The sequence below is a fragment of the Chelativorans sp. ZYF759 genome, from assembly GCF_012911015.1.
Taxonomy (GTDB): Bacteria; Pseudomonadota; Alphaproteobacteria; order Rhizobiales; family Rhizobiaceae; genus ZYF759.
The window spans coordinates 55,915-73,032 of sequence record NZ_WVVV01000020.1 but is presented as its reverse complement, the minus strand read 5'-3'; the positions used below and the strand labels follow the sequence as shown (position 1 = coordinate 73,032).

Below are 17,118 nucleotides of genomic sequence, written 5' to 3'. Positions count from 1 at the left end.
AGCGCCTCGAGCGGGTTGGCCTCCATCAGAGGTACATGTTTCAGCGCAGCCGCATGGAAGACGATGTCGGGGCGCAGTTCGGCGAAGATCGCATCGACGCGGCGCCCGTCGCGCACGTCCACGATGCGCGTCACGATCTCGAGACCTGAAAAGGCGTCGCGCAATTCGATGTCGAGCGTATAGAGGAGGAATTCCGACGCATCGGTGATCACGATCCGCTTGGGCGAAAAGGAAGCGATCTGGCGGCAAATCTCCGAGCCGATAGACCCGCCCGCCCCTGCGACGAGCACAACCTTGTCGGCCAGCAAGTGCGCGATCTCTCGCGTGTCGGTCGTCACTTCCGGTCGTTCGAGCAGATCGCCGATTTCCACGGGCTTCGGCTGGACGAGCGAATCAGCGGTCACGGAGGCCACGTTCGACATGTCGGGAATGCGCGACACCTTCAGCGCATGCTCGTTGGCCTTCTCGACAATATTGGCCAAGCGGCGCCGGCTCGGCATGTTTTCCGTGACAACCAGCTCGATGGTACGGCCCTTGGGAATCCGCCGCTTCATGATCGACTGCAGGTTCTCCAGGTGCCCCAGCACGCGGTAGCCTTGCACTGAACGGCCGAGATTTTCCGGCGAATCGTCGATCAGGCCGAGAATTTCGAAATTGGAGGCCGGATCGCGCCGAACCAGCCTGATGAAGGCTTCCGCCTTGTCGCTCAGGCCCAGGAGGAGAACCCGTCGCGCGTTGGTTTCGGCTCTCGTTCGTTTCGGGATGCTGACCACCCGCTCGGCGGCAATGCGATAGGCAAGGCGGATACCGATGAGCCCGGTCATCATGAAAATGAATGTGAAGACCGGCACGGATCGCGGGACATTCTGGCCACGGGTCGCCAGGAACACGACAACCATGGCCACTGCGATGGCCGCGGCCGATGCCTTCATCAAAGTCACGACATCATGCGTGGAAACGTATCTCCAGGCACCACGATGCGTTCCGAAGACGACGAAGGACAGACAACACAGGACCGTGAAACCGGAGATCATCTGCGCGAGATTTGGCGTGCGCAGGGCAGCAGGAAAACCGAACACGGCAACATAAGCCACCGCGACCGAGAAGGCCGCGATCGCGGTGTCTATCGAGATGATCGCCCCGTTGCGCAGCCAACCGCGCTTTCTGCTTCCATCGGCGACCGCGAATACAAATCGGCCAATCATGGACATGAGGAGAACCACTCGCTACCTGGCCGCGCAAGTCACATTCTGTTCCGTGCAGTTGTGCCGGTCGACCCATGCCGACCGCCTGGAGGGGAATGTGGCCCACCCTAACGCTGGGATAAAATCCTATTAGAATGCGTAACGTACCCTCAAGCAACAACATTCTGTCGATTTGCACTTGCGGTCAGCTGGCCTTCAGGATCGTTGCTTTAGCATGCGAATGTGAAGGGCGCGTGCCAGCCCGGCATGCTGGGAGGTCCCGGTACACGGGCCTGGTTGCCGGTGTGAAGGGCCAAAAGTCCCTTGCCGGCACCGTACCGGGGGGCGACGGCAGATGGACGTTCAGCGGGAAAAGGCCAGCGGAACCGTGAAATCCCAGCTGGATCGCCCGGCCGCCTGAGGGATGGCGGGGAACGGCGCTGCGCGTTGCACGGTCTGCAGCGCGGCCTCATCCAGAACCCCGTGGCCGGAGCTGCGCACGACGCGCACGCGCGACACCGCGCCGTTGCCGGCGATCGTGAAAGCGACATGCACCTCGCCGCTGATTCGCTGGCGCCTGGCCTGGGACGGGTAGCTGAGCGACCGGCGCAGCCGTGAGACGACCTGCCCCGGATAATTCGAGGCGGCGGCATTTCCGGCCGCGGAGGCCTGGCTTCCCTGGCCGCTGGACTGCGCCGAGCGTCCCTGCGCGGACCCCGCGGCGTCGCCCCTTCTGGCATCTGCCTGGTTGGCACCACCGGCGCCGGAGGCCGCCCTCGCCGGCTCCTGACGCGGTGCCTGCTGCTGCCGGGCGGCTTGCTGGCGTTGTGCCTGAGCGCGGCGCTCGGCTTCCCGGCGGGCTTCCTCCGCCTTCAGGGCCTCGATGTCCGGTCGTGGCATCGGGATCGGCGCATCCGCCACCGGATTGATCGTCTCCTCCGGCTCAACGGCCTCTGCCATTTCCGGTTCGCTCGCTTCGGCCGGAGCCGCTTGCGTCTCCGGTACGACTTCGGCTTCGCTCGCCTGCACAGCCTCCGACCGCGTGGCCAGTTCGGATGGCTCGGGCTCTGCCGTTTCGCCTGAGGGTACCGCTACGGTGCCTTCCGTCTCGGTCACGGACGGTTCGGCGACAGGCGATACCTCGGCTTCTACCGCCTCAGACGGCTGCATGACGGATTGGTGGTCCGGCTGAACGGCCTCCGCGACGGCTGTCTCGGCACTCTCGGCCACATCGCTGTCGACCTCGGTCGGCTGATCCGCCGTCGGCGTTTCGGTTTCGAGGACTTCGGAGTATTCGCCTGCGGAAAGCGCATCCTCGAACGAATTGCCCAGCACCGCGATGTCGACCGGATTGCCGCCGGCAATCTGAACATCGTCCTCACGGCCGGCCAGCAATGCCGCCGCGCCGCCATGCACCAGAAGCGAGAGCAGGAGTGCCCCCGTCCACGCCGTTTTGGACCAACCCTTCACTGCCGCGCCAGCTCCGTCACGATGTGGACGCGTTCGGCACCAGCCAGCTTCAGCGCAGCAACGATGTCGATGAGGTAGACGGCGGGCAAGTTGCGATCCGCCGCCAGCTTTACCGACGCGCCGGCGCCTGCCTGGTCCAAGGTCGCCATGAATTCCTCGACGCTGACGGCGCGGCCGCGCAAGCGCAACTGGCCGCCGGCAGTGGCAAACAGCGCATCCGGCGGTTCGCTGCCTTCGGCCAGCTGCGCTTCCGCCAGGGCAACGTCCGGGTCGAGCGGTGGCGTCAGGGTCCCGGCTATGAGAAAGAAGATCAGCATCAGGAAGACGACGTTGATGAGGGCGATCGTGCCCTCGGACTTGCGGCGTTCCGGCGGTCGCGCGATTCGCATGCGGGTCACCTCGCAACCGTCAGTCGGAGCGCGGTTCTCCCGCCGATCCGTTCGACGGCGGTGATCAGATCCTGTGAGGTCAGTTCGCCGCGCACGAGCAGGACAGCGGTCTGCGCGCCGGCCTCCGATAGCCGCGCCAGTTCCGGCTCCAACGCGTCGTCGGCTACCGGCAGCCCGTTCACAACCCATTCCGCGCCGTCGAACCGCAACAGCACATCGGGCCGCTCGCCTGCGGCCACGGCCGAGGCAACGCCGCCCGAGACCTCGATCTCGGCGAAGCGCGCGAAGGTCGAGGACAGCATGAAGAACAGCAAAAGCAGGAAGATGACGTCGATGAGGGAGGTCATCGACAGTCGGCGCCTGGGACGCGGGGCCGCGTCAATGCGCATAGACGTCTCCATGGGGCTGCGGGCGCTGGGCATGTACGGCCACATGCTCGTCGCTGCCCAGTGGACGCGTAAGGGAATCGGTGATGACGGCCGAGGCCATGGTCTCGATGGCGACGCGCTCGTTTTCCACACGCGTTTCGAGCCAGGTGAGCACAAGCTGGGTGGGCATCGCCACCGCCAGACCCGCAGCCGTGGTCAGGAGGGCAACCCAGATGCCCCCTGCCAGCAGCGACGGATCGACGGCATTGCCCGCCACCTGCAGCTGTCGGAAAGCTTCGATCATGCCGAGGACGGTTCCGAAAAGCCCCAGCAGCGGGGCGATCTGCGCGATGGCGTCGAGCGCGCGGAAACCCCGCTGCAGGTCGTGCAGGCGCTGTTGCGCCGTGCGGGCGACTTCCTGTTCGATGACTGCGGGCGCGATGTCGCGCCGCGAGGCAAGCCGCATCGCCGTCGCAACCGCCGCGGAGACGGCGGAAGGATGGGCTTCGGCCAGTCCGATGGCCCGAGCCCGTTCCCGCTTCGTCCAGGCGTTGAGCGCGTCGCGCGCGCGGCCGTGGCTGCCGACACGCTCGCGGTGGAACTGGATCAGCTTCACGATCACCAGCGCGAGCGCGAAGACCGACAGCCCCATCAGGATCGCGACGACAGGACCGCCAAGGGCCAGCAGGTTGGTGATCGTTTCGAGCATGGTTCAGGTTCCGAACTGGATTGAAGTCTTGTTGTCGAGAGACAGGCGGCTCATGCAGCTTGTCGCCTCGACGTCGGTGCCGGCGCATTCCGTGAGATCGTTGATCAGGATGCGGCCGATCTCGGCACAGTTCATCCCGGCAAACTCGAACTGGCGGACCTTCGTCCGGCCCCGGACGAGGTCCAGAAAATCCACCACCGCCAGCCGTGCCACCAGGCCGTTGGAATCGAAGAAGGCCAGTTCGTATGCCGCGCGGTCGAGATCGCCTTCGAGATGGTTCGTGGCCACGAAGGTCACCCGGCAGCCTCGTTCCGATGGCTGCAGGGCGTTGAGCTCGATGGCCAGACGATGCTCCTCGTCCGCGTCCTGCGCCGCCGCGGCCAGCGGCGATGCAAGAAGGATGAAGCAGGCCGCGATCAGGCGTTTTGCCGACATCATCAACCTCCGAAGCGCATCGTGGCGCCCAGCTTGAAGGTGAAGCCAGGCTCGTAGACCGTGGAGGTCGTCGAGGCATTGAGCGGATGGGCATATTTGACGTTGAAGATGTTGTCGGCGCGCAGGTCGACACGCAGGTTCTCGTGCGCCTGATAGCTGGCGAATGCGTTGACCAGCGTGTGGTCTCCGACCTGGCTGCCGCGCGGTGCCCGGTTGTGCTGCACCTCGCCGCCCACCGTCAGCTTGCCCTGCAGGAAGCGCAGGCCAAGCTGGCCCGTGACCTGTGACGAGGGAACCGTCACGAGATCGGCACGCACGCCCTCGGAAAGCGTATGGCCGTTGACGAAGGATGCGCTCAAGCCTGCGAAGTAGCGGTTCGTCTCGTAGGCGGCCTCCAGTTCCACGCCGCGAATATTGGCGGATGCGAAGTTCTGGTACTGGTAGCAGATCGGGATGCGGCCAGGGCCGGGAACGTATGGACAGACGCCAGGCGCTGCGAAGGCCGAGAACTGCTGTCCACCGATATAGTCGGTGATGTCGTTGTTGAAATAGGCCGCCTTGAGGCGCAGCCGGTCGCCGACTTCGAGAATGCCATCTGCCGCGTAGTTGATGCCGAATTCCCAGGTCTTGGCCGTCTCGGGACGCAACGTGGGATTGGGAAGGAACGGAAAGACGACGCCGGCCGGATGAAGGCCGCTGATGAGCGTTTCAGTAACGGACGGCGAGCGGTATCCTTCGGCATAGGTCCCGTAGAACTGCAGGCCAGCAAGGTGCCCTTCCCTGAAGGGCGAGACGCCGGCGGTGATGCGCGGGGATATGCGCGCGCCGGTGTTGTCGAGATCGTTTCCGTCGAGGCGGTAGCCGTCATAGCGCAGGGCACCGATAAGCTCGAGCCAGTCATAGGTGGCCTTGTTCTGGACATAGGCGCCCCAGACCTGGCGCCGTCCCGACGGCGTATAGACGTCGCTGCCGCCCACGGGGCTCTGCGTCGCGACATCGTCGCGCAGATAGTCGCCGCCATAGGTCAGTTCATGGTCGACCAGACCCATTGAGAAGCGCGATGTGTTCCAGGCGTCGAAGCCGTAGGTATCGAGATCGTACGTCGTGCGCGAGCCCGCCGGAATGAAGGCCGGCAGTCCTGTCACCGGGTGGTACTGCTGGACCCCGACCAGATTGGTGCGCGCATGGTTGCCGCGCGTGAAGGCGGTATCGATGTGAAGATCGATCCAGTCATTGTCTGGATCGTTGTGCTCGAACCGGGCCGTGATGCTGTTCTGTCTCAGCGCGGCATCGTAGGTCGCGTTGGATTCCTGCCAATTGTTGTTGGCGCCGACCCAACCGAGCTCGAGCTGGGTGTAATCGGTGGGATTGAACGTTGCCTTGGCCATCCCGCTCAGCACGTCGAAGCCGGTCCCCTGGACCGTGTCCCCGCCGCCATCGCGATAGTTTCCGTAGTCGCGCCAGACGATATTTCCAAGGACGGACACGTTCTCGTTGAAGCGGTAGGCGCCGGTGGCGCTCGTCGTCCAGCCGCTGCCGTTCGTTTCGAAACGGGCGGTGGTGGAGAGGGCGTAGGTTTCGTGGTCGCGCAGGAACTGGTTGGCGTTCTTGGTCTGGAAGAAGACGACGCCGCCGATGGCTCCAGAGCCATAAGTGTTGGAGATGGGACCTCGGATCACCGACACTTCCTGCACGAGTTCCGGATCGACGAAGAACAGGCTCTGTGTGCCGTGGCCCGAACGCTGGAAGTTCTGGCGCGCACCGTCAACGATGACCGCAACGCGGCCGAAATCCTGCAGGCCACGAATGTTGATGTTCGTCGACAGTCGCTTGGCGTCCGCCTGGGCGGTCACGCCCGGGACGCCGAAGAGCATTTCGGCGGGCGTCGCCGCCATGCGTCGCTCCAGCTGCTCCTCGTCCACCTGGCTCACCGAGCCCATGATCTCGATCGGTGTCTCGCCGGTGCGGCTGACGACGGTGATGCGGTCCAGCCTCGTGCCGGCGGCGCCGAGGTTTTCCTCATCGGTGAGATCGGTTTCCTGCGCCGACACGGCGCCGGCGGCGACCAGACATATCGACGTCACGCCGGCCAGCAAAAGCCGTCGCCTCTGCACCAGCGACCCCCGCTGAACCGCCCCCGACACGCGAGCCTCAGCGCGCCCCCTCGAATACAACATGCCCGAAACTCCCTGTTCTCGGCGTCATGCTGGCTGGCGGTAGCTCGCTTGCATGGAATGGCTTGAAAGCAACGAAAAAACCTGACTTTCTTTGTCCGGTATTGCGCTTCCTATAAAACATGATAATTGAAGTCAACAATTAACCGGAAGACGTTTCGAACGCCCAGCCAGCCCTTGCAAGCCAGGCGCGTAAAAGGGGTCCGTCACGTGAACAGCCACAGTTTCCCGCCTCGTCCCATCCTTGATCGTCGTCCTCCCGCCTTGCGCGAGGAACGCCAGAACAGCGTGGGGGCATCGATCGACAGCCAGAGCCTCTTCAAGGGGGCAACGGAGATCGTGATCGATCACGGGGGCGCGAAATACCGGCTGCGCATCACGCGGCAAGGCAAGCTTATTCTCAACAAGTAGGGTGTCAGATGACAGTTCTGGAAAGACCGTCCCCGTCGGAGATCCGCCGGGCGCGAATTGACAATCCCAAGAAGCGCGAGCGCGATCTCGCCATCGAGCTGGGCATTTCAGAGGCGGAACTCGTGGCGGCCCATTGCGGCGTCAGCGCGCGCCGGATCGAGCCCCGCGTTTCCGACCTCCTGCTGAATATGGAAGCCGTCGGCGAGGTGATGGCCCTTACGCGCAACGAGAGCGCGGTGCACGAGAAGATCGGCGTCTACGAGAACGTCCATGTCGGGACCCGGTCCGCCATGACGCTCGGCGCAAACATCGACCTGCGCATCTTTCCCGATCAATGGGTCCACGGCTTCGCAGTCGAGAAGCAGGACGGCGAGACCGTCCGGCGGTCGCTGCAGTTCTTCGACGCGGCCGGCGAGGCGGTTCACAAAATCCATCTGCGGCCGGCATCCAACCTGGAGGCCTATGGCAAGGTTCTCGACCTTCTGGCCTGCGAGGACCAGTCTCAGACTCTCCAGGTGAAGCCCAAGGAGATCGTCGCTCGGGACCCTTCGGACGCGACCCCGGATGATCTTCGCGAGCGGTGGGGCGCGATGACCGACGTTCACCAGTTCGTCGGCATCCTGCGCAAGCTCAACCTGTCGCGCCACGACGCCGTGAGCATGGTCGGAGACGACTATGCGCGCCAGCTCGACCTGTCCTCGCTCCAGGCCCTGTTCGCGCATGTGGTCGAGCAGGAGGTGCCGATCATGTGCTTCGTGGGCAACCACGGCTGCATCCAGATCCATTCCGGTCCGGTGCAGAACATCAAGCCGATGGGCCCCTGGATCAACGTGATGGACGAGACCTTCCACCTGCATCTGCGTCAGGATCACATCTGCGAACTGTGGTTCGTGCGCAAGCCGAACAAGGATGGGCACGTCACCTCCATCGAGGCTTACGACAGCGAGCGGCGGATGATCATCCAGTTCTTCGGCAAACGCAAAGAGGGGCAAGGCGAGCGCGATGATTGGCGCATGATCGCCGAGAACCTGCCGGCAATCGTCCGGTCACACGCGGCCTGAGGCAGAACTCATGAACAGTCACCGTCCATTCGCCAGTTACCTTGCGCGCAGACTGTCCGTCTGCGCCTTCGCGCTCGCCATCGCGATCTCGCCGGCGCTGGCCGTCGACCAGTCGAGCGGCAACGCGACGAAGGTGGTGACGATTGGCGGCTCGCTTACCGAGATCGTCTTCGAACTCGAGCAGGAACACCGGCTGGTGGCGCGCGATTCCACCAGCCAGTTTCCCGCCGACGTCGCCGCATTGCCCGATGTGGGCTACATGCGCGCGCTTTCGCCCGAGGGCGTTCTGTCGGTCGATCCGGACCTCATCATCGCGCTCGTGGGCGCCGGGCCGCCCGAGACGATCGAGGTCTTGAAGCGTGCCAGCGTGCCGATCGTCTTCGTCCCCGAGACCTATGATCGCGACGGCGTCGTGGACAAGATCGAGATCGTCGGCGCCGCTCTCGGCGTGAGCGAAGTGGCCGCCGCGATGGCCGAGCGGGTGGAAGCCGACATCTCCGCCGCCCAGGACATCGCCGCGGCGTCCGGCCGCGAGCCGTCGGTCATGTTCATCCTCTCGGTTCAGGACGGCCGCATCATGGCCTCGGGTACCGGCACGGCGGCGAACGGCATCATCGAACTGGCCGGCGCGCGCAATGCGATCACCGAATATGAGGGCTACCGTCAGCTGACCGACGAAGCGGTGATCGAAGCCGCGCCCGACTTCATACTCATGATGGACAGGAGCGGCGAACACGACCCGAGCCCCGGCGAGGTGGCGTCCATCCCGGCCGTCGCCACGACGCCGGCGGGTGCGGCGGACCGCATCATCCGGATGAACGGCTCCTATCTGCTGGGATTCGGCCCGCGCACGGCGGCCGCCGTGCGCGATCTGGCCGAAGCGCTCCACGCCGAGACCGCCAGCGAGTGAACCGGTGAGCCTCCTGCAACCCATGACGACGCGGCTCGACCTCGCCAGGACGCGGGCGGCCGCCGGAGATCGCTCCCAGCTTGCCCGGCTGGTGCTGGTCCTGCTGGCTCTCGTCCTGGCACTGGCAGCACTGTTCGGCCTGGCGTGGGGGGCCTCCGACGCCTCGATGTGGAACCTCGTGCACGACTGGACCGTGCGTGGGGAATCGGCGCTGTCGGCGCGCGACCGCATCATCATCTACGAGATCAGGCTGCCCCGCGTGGTGCTCGGCATGCTCGTCGGGGCTGCGCTTGCCGTGTCCGGCGCGGTGATGCAGGGCCTGTTCAGGAACCCGCTCGCAGATCCTGGCATCGTCGGCGTTTCCGCCGGCGCGGGGCTTGGCGCGATCTCGGTCATCGTTCTGGGCGGGACCGCTCTTGCTCCCGTCATCGCCCTGTTCGGCATCTACGCGCTGCCCATGGCCGCATTCCTGGGCGGTCTGGCCTCGACCCTCATCCTGTACCGGGTCGCCACCCGCGCCGGACGTACATCGGTCGCCACCATGCTTCTGGCGGGCATCGCGCTGGGCGCCATGGCCGGCGCGTTTTCCGGCCTCATGGTCTATGTCGCCGACGATCGCCAGCTGCGCGACCTGACCTTCTGGGGGCTCGGCTCGCTGGCGGGGGCGACGTGGACCAAGGTGCTGTCTGCCGGCCCGATCATCGCCCTCGCGCTGCTCGCCGCACCCTTCATCGCGCGCGGGCTCAACGCGCTGGCCCTGGGTGAAGCCTCGGCCGGGCATCTCGGCGTGCCCGTGCAGCGGCTGAAGTCGATCGCCATCGTCGCCGTGGCGGCCGCGACCGGCGCGGCGGTGGCCGTGTCGGGGGGGATAGGGTTCGTGGGCATCGTCGTGCCGCATCTGCTTCGGCTGCTGATCGGTCCGGACCACCGCTACCTGCTGCCGGCCTCGGCGCTCCTGGGCGCCGCGCTGCTGGTCATGGCCGATTCGGTGAGCCGCACCATCGTGGCGCCCGCCGAACTGCCGATCGGCATCGTGACGGCGGCCGTCGGCGCCCCCTTCTTCCTTTGGATCCTGCTGCGCAGACGCGGCATTCTCGATTTGTGAGGCGCGATGATCACCGCCAGCAATGTCGATGTCTTCATCGGCCGCAAGCAGATCCTGCACGGAATCGATTTCGAGGCCGCGCCGCGCGAGTTCACGGCGATCGTGGGACCGAACGGCTCCGGCAAGTCGACCTTCCTGAAGGCGCTTGCGGGCGAAATCGTCCATCATGGTGAAATCTTCCTGAACGGCCAGCCGCTGCATTCCCTCAAACCGTGGCAGGCGGCATCGCGCCGTGCGGTGATGGCGCAACAGACCACGCTTTCCTTCCCCTTCACGGTGCGTGAGATCGTGCGTCTGGGGCTCACGGGCGGATTTTCCGGAGCACGGCCCGGCGAAATCGAACAATTGCCCGAACGCGCGCTCGAGGCCGTCGATCTGAAAGGCTTTGCCGGTCGCTACTACCAGGAGTTGTCGGGCGGGGAGCAGCAACGCGTGCAGCTTGCCCGCGTGCTGTGCCAGGTTTGGGCGCCCGTGATGGACGGCGTGCCGCGCTTCCTGTTTCTCGATGAGCCCGTCTCCAGCCTGGATATCAAGCACCAGATCGCGATCATGCAGGTTTCCCGGGACTATGCGAGGCGCGGCGGCGGGGTGATTGCCGTGCTGCACGACCTCAACCTGATGGCGATGTTCGCAGACAAGGTTGCCGTCTTCCACAAGGGCCGCATCGTGGCCGCGGGGGCCCCGCGAGACGTATTGAACGATCAGCTGGTGGAACGGGTCTTCGACTGCCGGCTGCGTGTCGGCGCGGTTCCCGCGCCGGGCACACCCTTCGTCCTGCCGCAGTCGGCGCTGTGATCCGCTGAGAGCCGCAACATCGCAGCGAGCGACACCATTCGCCCTGCGTTTCGGAGCGAAATTCCCGCCCTCGACGGACGGCAACTTTTAACGCCAGCGTTGTTGTCTACGACTGTTGCAACCGCGCAACAGACTCCGGCCCCGCGGCGCAGTATAGAGCGCTTCCCTTCTTGGAGAGCTCAAATGAACAGATTGATTGTACCGGCAGCAGCTCTTCTGCTTGCAGCCGCTTCTTCGTCCCAGGCGCTCGCGGCGGATCCCGTGTTCTACGAGCCCTCCCCCTCTGCACCGATCATGTCCCCCGTCTCGGTCTATGACTGGACCGGCTTTTACGCTGGCGTGAATGCCGGCTACGGCGGCGGCTCCTTCAGGCATCCGCTCTCCTTCGACGGCACGGAACTCGGCTCGCTGAACGTGACCGCCAGCGGCTTCGTGCTGGGCGGCCAGGTCGGCTACAACATGCAGTTCGACAAATTCGTCGCCGGCGTGGAAGCCGACATCCAGTGGACGAACATCCGCAGCCAGGCAGACCTTTCGGTCTCGGCGGCCGCAATTCCGCCCGGGGGCAATCTGGCGCTCGGCACCGAAGTCAACTGGTTCGGCACTGTGCGTGCCCGCCTCGGCTTCACGCCGGTCGATCGCCTGATGGTCTATGGAACGGGCGGCTTCGCCTATGGCGGCATGACCAGCTATGCGCGCGGCTCGGGCGGCTTTGCCGGGATCGACGAATCTGCACGCAGCACCAAGTGGGGCTGGACGGTCGGTGCTGGCGCCGAGTACGCCCTCACGGACGCCCTCAGCCTCAAGACCGAGTATCTCTACACCGATCTCGGCCGCAGCAACATTGCCACCATTGATTTCGCCGGCGACACCCTGACCTTCGATCGCCGCGTGAACTTCCACACCGTGCGGACCGGCTTGAACTTCCGGTTCTGACCGCGCCGTGCATTCGGACGAAGGGGCGCCTGACGGCGCCCCTTTTTTTTTGTCTGCGCCAACGTTGAACGCGCGGCGCCATGGCTGCAGATCTCCGCGCCTCGAAGAGGCCGTAACCCGCCATGATCAGAAGTTAGTTGGGGACTTGGTCAGGATTCGCGTCAGGTGCCTGTCCAGCGGAAGCTGAAAGCCCTGAAGGCTGGTGCTGCGAGGGAGGATTGAACTCCCGACCTCTCCCTTACCAAGGGAGTGCTCTACCACTGAGCTACCGCAGCCCTGACGATATGCCGGGGCTTCTGCCACAACGTCTGAACAAGCGCAAGCGCTGCAAGGGCCGCTCGTTCCGATTTGTGGCGGGTCTTGCCATCGGCACGCGGGTTGGGCATTTGCAGGGCTGGATCATCTTGCGCGACGACACGTGGGAGGCCTGATGAGCGACAAGCAAAAGAGCGGCGACGATGCCCGCAAGGCACGGCTCGCGGAGCAGTTGCGGGCCAATCTGAAACGCCGCAAGGAACAGACGCGCGGGCGCAGGGATGCCGGGAAAGCCGAGCCGACGGAACCGACGGGCCCGGAAACCGTTTCGCGCTGATGCCGACGCCGACGCCATCGTTGCGCCCGTTTTCGCACGCATGAGTGCTGGACGGACGCCACGAGCCGGCAAAGATTGACGGGGACCCGCGAAGACGATCGCGGCGAAGTGAGGGTAGATGGACCGCATCAGAATCGTCGGAGGCAATACGCTGTCCGGCACCATTCCCGTTTCGGGGGCGAAGAATGCCGCGCTGCCGTTGATGATCGCATCAATGCTGACGTCGGAGACCCTGACGCTGGACAACGTGCCACGGCTGGCCGATGTCGAGCAGCTGATCGGCATTCTCGGCAATCATGGCGTGGATCATTCCGTCAACGGTCGCCGCGAGGGCCAGGACACCCACTACGGCCGCACCATCAATTTTCGTGCCGAGTCGATCGTCGATACGACCGCGCCCTACGAGCTGGTGTCGAAGATGCGCGCCAGTTTCTGGGTGATCGGACCCCTGCTCGCCCGCATGGGCGAGGCCCGCGTCTCGCTGCCCGGCGGCTGCGCTATCGGCACGCGGCCGGTCGACATCTTCATCGACGGGCTGAATGCGCTCGGCGCCGATATCGAGATCGAAAGCGGCTATGCCGTCGCCCGCACGCGCAAGGGCCTGACCGGCAACCGCTACGTCTTCCCCAAGGTTTCGGTGGGCGCGACCCACGTGCTGATGATGGCTGCCGCCCTGGCGCGTGGCGACACCGTGCTGGAAAACGCCGCCCGCGAGCCCGAGATCGTAAATCTCGCCGAATGCCTCAACGCCATGGGCGCCAGGATTTCGGGCGCCGGCACCTCGACGATCCAGATCGAGGGTGTCACGTCTCTGGGCGGCGCCACCCATACCGTTCTTCCCGATCGGATCGAGACGGGAACCTACGCGATGGCGGTGGCCATGACGGGCGGCGACGTGACGCTCGAAGGGGCGCGTGCCGACCTTCTGGAAAGCGCGCTTGAGGTGCTGGAGCGCACCGGCACCGAGATTACGCCCCTCAATTCCGGCATACGCGTGCGGCGCAATGGCGGCGGTATCGCCCCCGTGGATATCGAGACGCAGCCCTTCCCCGGCTTCCCGACCGATCTCCAGGCCCAGTTCATGGGCCTCATGACCCGGGCCAAGGGCCGTTCCACGATCCGCGAGACCATTTTCGAGAACCGCTTCATGCACGTTCAGGAACTGGCGCGCCTGGGGGCTCGCATTAGCCTCAATGGCCAGACGGCGATCGTCGAGGGCGTCGAGAAGCTCAAGGGCGCCCAGGTGATGGCGACCGACCTGCGCGCGTCGGTCTCCCTGGTGATTGCGGGCCTGGCCGCCGAAGGCGAGACGGTCGTCAACCGCGTCTACCATCTGGACCGCGGTTTCGAGCGTCTGGAGGCCAAGTTGCAGGCTTGCGGCGCCGAAATCGAGCGGCTGTCTTCTTGATCTGGCGGATAAGGGGAGATTGATTGCCCCTGTGGCGTTTTTCTTGCGCTGCATATAAATGGACACGGCATCGCGGCCCCCCGGCCGCGTGAACGATCAAACAAAGCGTTTTGTCATGTCTGACCTGAAGCTCGTCGCACTCGACGAGGAAGACCTCAAGATCATCTCGGCGCATGTGCAGGATGCCGTGCTCAAGGTTGGCGACATGACCTATGACGCCAGGCGGCAGCATTTTGTCATGTCGATGAACCGCTTTGCGTGGGAAGTGAAACCCCGCTGGTTCAAGCGCCGCCACGAACGCCGCCGCAGTCTCATCCATTTCGCGCGTGTCGCATCCGTACGCTCGACAGGTATCGACCTTGGCCGGACGGACGAGGTTCTGTCGCTGCTGGCGATCCGCTTTCGGCCGACCGAGGCGCCGGCGGGCATCGTCGAACTCGACTTTTCCGGCGGCTCGACGGTCCGGCTGGATGTCGAGTGCATCGAAGGGCGTCTGACCGATCTGGGCGCGGCATGGGATACGGGCGCGCGGCCTGTTCACCAGGTCTGACAAGGTAGCAAGGGCAACAGTGGACTGATGGTGACGAGGCTCAATCGCAGCGCGGCAGGGTTCGGCGACGCATTCGACGCATTTCTCGCGGCACGCCGGGACGCCGAGCAGGATGTCGGGAACGCCGTGCGCGATATCGTCGCCGACGTTCGCCGACGCGGCGACGCGGCGCTGGCGGAACTCACGCTTCGTTTCGACGGGACCGACGTCGGAAATGTCGGACTTGCGGTCTCGCGCGAGGAGATAGACGAGGCGCCCTCCCGCATCCCGGCCGAGACACTCGCGGCACTGCGGCTGGCGCATGCCCGCATCACCGCCCATCATGAAAAACAGAAGCCCGCCGACCACATCTACGAGGACGATCTCGGCGTCACCCTCGGTACGCGCTGGACCCCCATCGAGGCGGTCGGGCTCTACGTGCCGGGCGGGCTCGCTTCCTATCCTTCCTCCGTATTGATGAATGCGGTGCCCGCGCGGGTCGCCGGCGCCTCCCGCCTGGCGATGGTCATGCCCACGCCGCGGGGCCAGATCAACCAGGCCGTGCTCGCCGCCGCCTCGATCGCCGGCATCACCGAGATCTACCGCATCGGCGGTGCGCAGGCGGTCGCCGCGCTCGCCTACGGCACCCAGACGATCGCGCCTGTCTCCAAGATTGTCGGCCCCGGCAATGCCTATGTGGCCGAAGCCAAGCGCCAGGTCTTCGGGACGGTCGGCATCGACATGATCGCCGGGCCCTCGGAGGTGCTCGTGATCGCGGACGGCACGGCGCGAGCGGAATGGGTGGCTGCCGACCTTCTCGCCCAGTCCGAACACGGCATGGGCGCTCAGTCGATCCTGTTGACCGACAGCCCCGAACTCGCGGCCACCGTGGAACGCCAGATCGAAGACCAGCTCGGCCGGTTGCGCGCACCGGACCTGGCCCGCGAGGGCTGGGAGCGGCATGGCGCGGTCATCCTGGTCGAGACCATGGATCAGGCCGTCGAGGTCGCCAACATCATCGCTTCCGAACATGTCGAACTCGCCGTCGCGGATCCCCAGGCCTGGTGGCCCCGCATCCGGGAAGCGGGCGCCATCTTCCTGGGCCACCACACGCCGGAAGCCATTGGCGACTATGTCGGCGGAACCAACCACGTGCTGCCGACGGCACGCACGGCACGGTTCGCCTCCGGCCTCGGTGTCCTCGACTTCATGAAGCGCACCTCGCTTCTGGGGTGCACCCCGTCGGCACTGGCCGCACTGGCGGATGCGACGGTGCAACTGGCCGAAACCGAGGGTCTGGAAGCGCATGGGCGCTCGGTCTCGGTGCGCCTCACCCAGCAAGGTCCGGACGGATGAGTCCGGGCGGCGTCGAGCGTGACAGGCTTGTCGATGTGGTTCTTGACGAATCCATCGGTCGCTCCACGCCCGATGTCGAACATGAGCGTGCGGTCGCGATCTTCGACCTCATCGAGGAGAACAGCTTTCGGCCGGTGGATGACAAGGCCGGCGGCCCGTACCGCCTGCATCTGTCGCTGGTCGAGTCCCGCCTCGTGATGGCGATCAGCCGCGAGGATGGCCAGCCTGTCGTGACCCACATCCTGTCGCTGACGCCCTTCCGGCGCGTGGTGAAGGACTATTTCATGATCTGCGAGAGCTATTTCGAGGCCATCAGATCCTCGACCCCGAGCCAGATCGAGGCGATCGACATGGGGCGACGCGGACTCCACAACGAGGGCTCCCAGACGCTGATGGACCGGCTGTCGGGCAAGATCGAAGTCGATTTCGACACGGCTCGCCGGCTTTTCACGCTGGTCTGCGTGCTGCACTGGCGCGGATAGAGATGGACGGGGCGACCAAGGACAGCAGCGCCGTTCCCCGGTCGGTGCTCTTTCTGTGCGGCCACAATTCCATCCGCTCGCCGATCGCCGAGAGCCTGGCGCGGTCCCTCCTGCCTTCCTCCACCTTCATCGCGTCGGCCGGCGTGCGGGCCGGCGAGCGCGATCCCTTCGTGGACGCGGTTCTCGAAGAGGCGGGCCTGCCGGCGCGCGCGCAGCAGTCGGTCGCGCTCGAGGACATGGAAGACGCCTATTTCGATCTCATCGTGACGCTGGCGCCCGAAGCCCATCACGCCGCGCTCGAGTTGACGCGCACCATGGCGATCGACGTGGAATACTGGCCCACCCCCGACCCTTCCGTGGCCACCGGCACCCGCACCCAGATCGTGGAGGCCTATCGCGATGTGCTGATGCGCCTGAAGGATCGGATCGAGCTCCGTTTCGGCCGCAAAACGCTTGAGGAACCCTCGTGAATAAGCGTGTTCACATCGAAACGACAATGCTATAGGTTCCGCGACTTCCGGCCAGGGGCCGGTCCGCCATCAAGCCGAAGGTATCGGATGCCGAAAGAAGAAGTACTGGAATTTCCGGGCGTGGTCACGGAACTGTTGCCCAACGCCATGTTCCGGGTCAAGCTCGAGAACGAACACGAGATCATCGCCCACACCGCCGGACGCATGCGCAAGAACCGCATCCGCGTGCTGACCGGCGACAAGGTTCTGGTGGAGATGACCCCCTACGACCTGACCAAGGGCCGCATCACCTACCGCTTCAAGTAGCGGCCTTGGCCGCTCGCCGCCTGACACT

20 protein-coding genes and 1 tRNA gene are annotated in these 17,118 nt (G+C 65.1%); 13 read left to right on the top strand and 8 right to left on the bottom strand.

Features of this window, described 5'->3' with window-relative positions; all coding sequences use genetic code 11:
• The 7 genes from GRZ55_RS21400 to GRZ55_RS21370 form a co-directional block, all read right to left on the bottom strand.
• The coding region (locus GRZ55_RS21400) for a polysaccharide biosynthesis protein (RefSeq protein WP_169288982.1) at positions 1-1,211 on the bottom strand (1,211 nt) is incomplete at its 3' end.
• A gap of 336 nt (positions 1,212-1,547) precedes the next feature.
• On the bottom strand, positions 1,548-2,654 hold the full coding sequence (locus GRZ55_RS23805; protein ID WP_169288981.1) for an energy transducer TonB: 1,107 nt from the start codon (positions 2,652-2,654) through the stop codon (positions 1,548-1,550).
• Entirely contained in the window at positions 2,651-3,043 is a 393-nt protein-coding gene (locus GRZ55_RS21390; RefSeq protein ID WP_169288980.1) for a biopolymer transporter ExbD, read from the bottom strand. The genes GRZ55_RS23805 and GRZ55_RS21390 overlap by 4 nt, the downstream gene beginning before the upstream one ends.
• A gap of 5 nt (positions 3,044-3,048) precedes the next feature.
• Positions 3,049-3,432 carry a biopolymer transporter ExbD gene (locus tag GRZ55_RS21385; RefSeq protein ID WP_169288979.1) on the bottom strand — a complete coding sequence of 128 codons (384 nt, stop codon included), beginning with the start codon at positions 3,430-3,432 and terminating at the stop codon, positions 3,049-3,051.
• Positions 3,422-4,120 carry a MotA/TolQ/ExbB proton channel family protein gene (locus GRZ55_RS21380; protein ID WP_169288978.1) on the bottom strand — a complete coding sequence of 233 codons (699 nt, stop codon included), beginning with the start codon at positions 4,118-4,120 and terminating at the stop codon, positions 3,422-3,424. The genes GRZ55_RS21385 and GRZ55_RS21380 overlap by 11 nt, the downstream gene beginning before the upstream one ends.
• 3 nt (positions 4,121-4,123) lie before the next feature.
• Positions 4,124-4,555, bottom strand: a complete 432-nt coding sequence (locus tag GRZ55_RS21375; protein WP_169288977.1) for a hypothetical protein — start codon at positions 4,553-4,555, stop codon at positions 4,124-4,126.
• 2 nt (positions 4,556-4,557) lie between these two features.
• Positions 4,558-6,732, bottom strand: coding sequence for a TonB-dependent receptor (locus GRZ55_RS21370; protein WP_169288976.1), 2,175 nt, complete (start codon positions 6,730-6,732; stop codon positions 4,558-4,560).
• A gap of 207 nt (positions 6,733-6,939) precedes the next feature.
• Between GRZ55_RS21370 and hemP the strand changes: the two genes are divergently transcribed.
• From hemP to GRZ55_RS21340, 6 genes are all read left to right on the top strand, one after another.
• Positions 6,940-7,140 (top strand): hemin uptake protein HemP, encoded by a 201-nt coding sequence (gene hemP, locus GRZ55_RS23530; RefSeq protein WP_368856660.1) that lies wholly within the window; start codon positions 6,940-6,942, stop codon positions 7,138-7,140.
• 8 nt (positions 7,141-7,148) lie between these two features.
• Positions 7,149-8,201, top strand: a complete 1,053-nt coding sequence (locus GRZ55_RS21360) for a hemin-degrading factor (protein ID WP_169288974.1) — start codon at positions 7,149-7,151, stop codon at positions 8,199-8,201.
• Positions 8,202-8,211: 10 nt separating this feature from the next.
• A complete protein-coding gene (locus tag GRZ55_RS21355; RefSeq protein WP_169288973.1) occupies positions 8,212-9,111 on the top strand; it encodes an ABC transporter substrate-binding protein in 900 nt (299 codons plus the stop codon).
• Positions 9,112-9,133: 22 nt separating this feature from the next.
• Complete coding sequence (locus GRZ55_RS21350; RefSeq protein ID WP_169288988.1) at positions 9,134-10,216, top strand: iron ABC transporter permease; 1,083 nt, start codon at positions 9,134-9,136, stop codon at positions 10,214-10,216.
• A gap of 6 nt (positions 10,217-10,222) precedes the next feature.
• Positions 10,223-11,011, top strand: a complete 789-nt coding sequence (locus GRZ55_RS21345; RefSeq protein WP_169288972.1) for a heme ABC transporter ATP-binding protein — start codon at positions 10,223-10,225, stop codon at positions 11,009-11,011.
• 183 nt (positions 11,012-11,194) lie between these two features.
• The gene (locus GRZ55_RS21340; RefSeq protein ID WP_169288971.1) at positions 11,195-11,947 is read left to right on the top strand and encodes an outer membrane protein; all 753 of its coding nucleotides are present in this window, start codon (positions 11,195-11,197) and stop codon (positions 11,945-11,947) included.
• 200 nt (positions 11,948-12,147) lie between these two features.
• Here the strand turns inward: GRZ55_RS21340 and GRZ55_RS21335 are convergent.
• A tRNA-Thr gene (locus GRZ55_RS21335) sits at positions 12,148-12,222 on the bottom strand.
• A gap of 155 nt (positions 12,223-12,377) precedes the next feature.
• Between GRZ55_RS21335 and GRZ55_RS21330 the strand changes: the two genes are divergently transcribed.
• The 7 genes from GRZ55_RS21330 to infA all read left to right on the top strand — a co-directional run bounded on the left by GRZ55_RS21330 (position 12,378) and on the right by infA (position 17,090).
• Positions 12,378-12,539, top strand: a complete 162-nt coding sequence (locus GRZ55_RS21330) for a hypothetical protein (protein WP_169288970.1) — start codon at positions 12,378-12,380, stop codon at positions 12,537-12,539.
• A 118-nt stretch (positions 12,540-12,657) separates the two neighbouring features.
• On the top strand, positions 12,658-13,947 hold the full coding sequence (gene murA, locus GRZ55_RS21325; protein ID WP_169288969.1) for a UDP-N-acetylglucosamine 1-carboxyvinyltransferase: 1,290 nt from the start codon (positions 12,658-12,660) through the stop codon (positions 13,945-13,947).
• A 115-nt stretch (positions 13,948-14,062) separates the two neighbouring features.
• A complete protein-coding gene (locus tag GRZ55_RS21320; RefSeq protein WP_169288968.1) occupies positions 14,063-14,497 on the top strand; it encodes a DUF2948 family protein in 435 nt (144 codons plus the stop codon).
• Positions 14,498-14,524: 27 nt separating this feature from the next.
• Positions 14,525-15,832: a histidinol dehydrogenase gene (gene hisD / locus GRZ55_RS21315; RefSeq protein ID WP_169288967.1), complete on the top strand. Its 1,308-nt coding sequence runs from the start codon at positions 14,525-14,527 to the stop codon at positions 15,830-15,832.
• Positions 15,829-16,314, top strand: a complete 486-nt coding sequence (locus GRZ55_RS21310) for a UPF0262 family protein (protein ID WP_169288966.1) — start codon at positions 15,829-15,831, stop codon at positions 16,312-16,314. The genes hisD and GRZ55_RS21310 overlap by 4 nt, the downstream gene beginning before the upstream one ends.
• 2 nt (positions 16,315-16,316) lie before the next feature.
• A complete protein-coding gene (locus GRZ55_RS21305; protein ID WP_169288965.1) occupies positions 16,317-16,784 on the top strand; it encodes a low molecular weight phosphatase family protein in 468 nt (155 codons plus the stop codon).
• 87 nt (positions 16,785-16,871) lie between these two features.
• The gene (gene infA / locus GRZ55_RS21300) at positions 16,872-17,090 is read left to right on the top strand and encodes a translation initiation factor IF-1 (protein ID WP_006200926.1); all 219 of its coding nucleotides are present in this window, start codon (positions 16,872-16,874) and stop codon (positions 17,088-17,090) included.
• Positions 17,091-17,118: the final 28 nt, after the last annotated feature.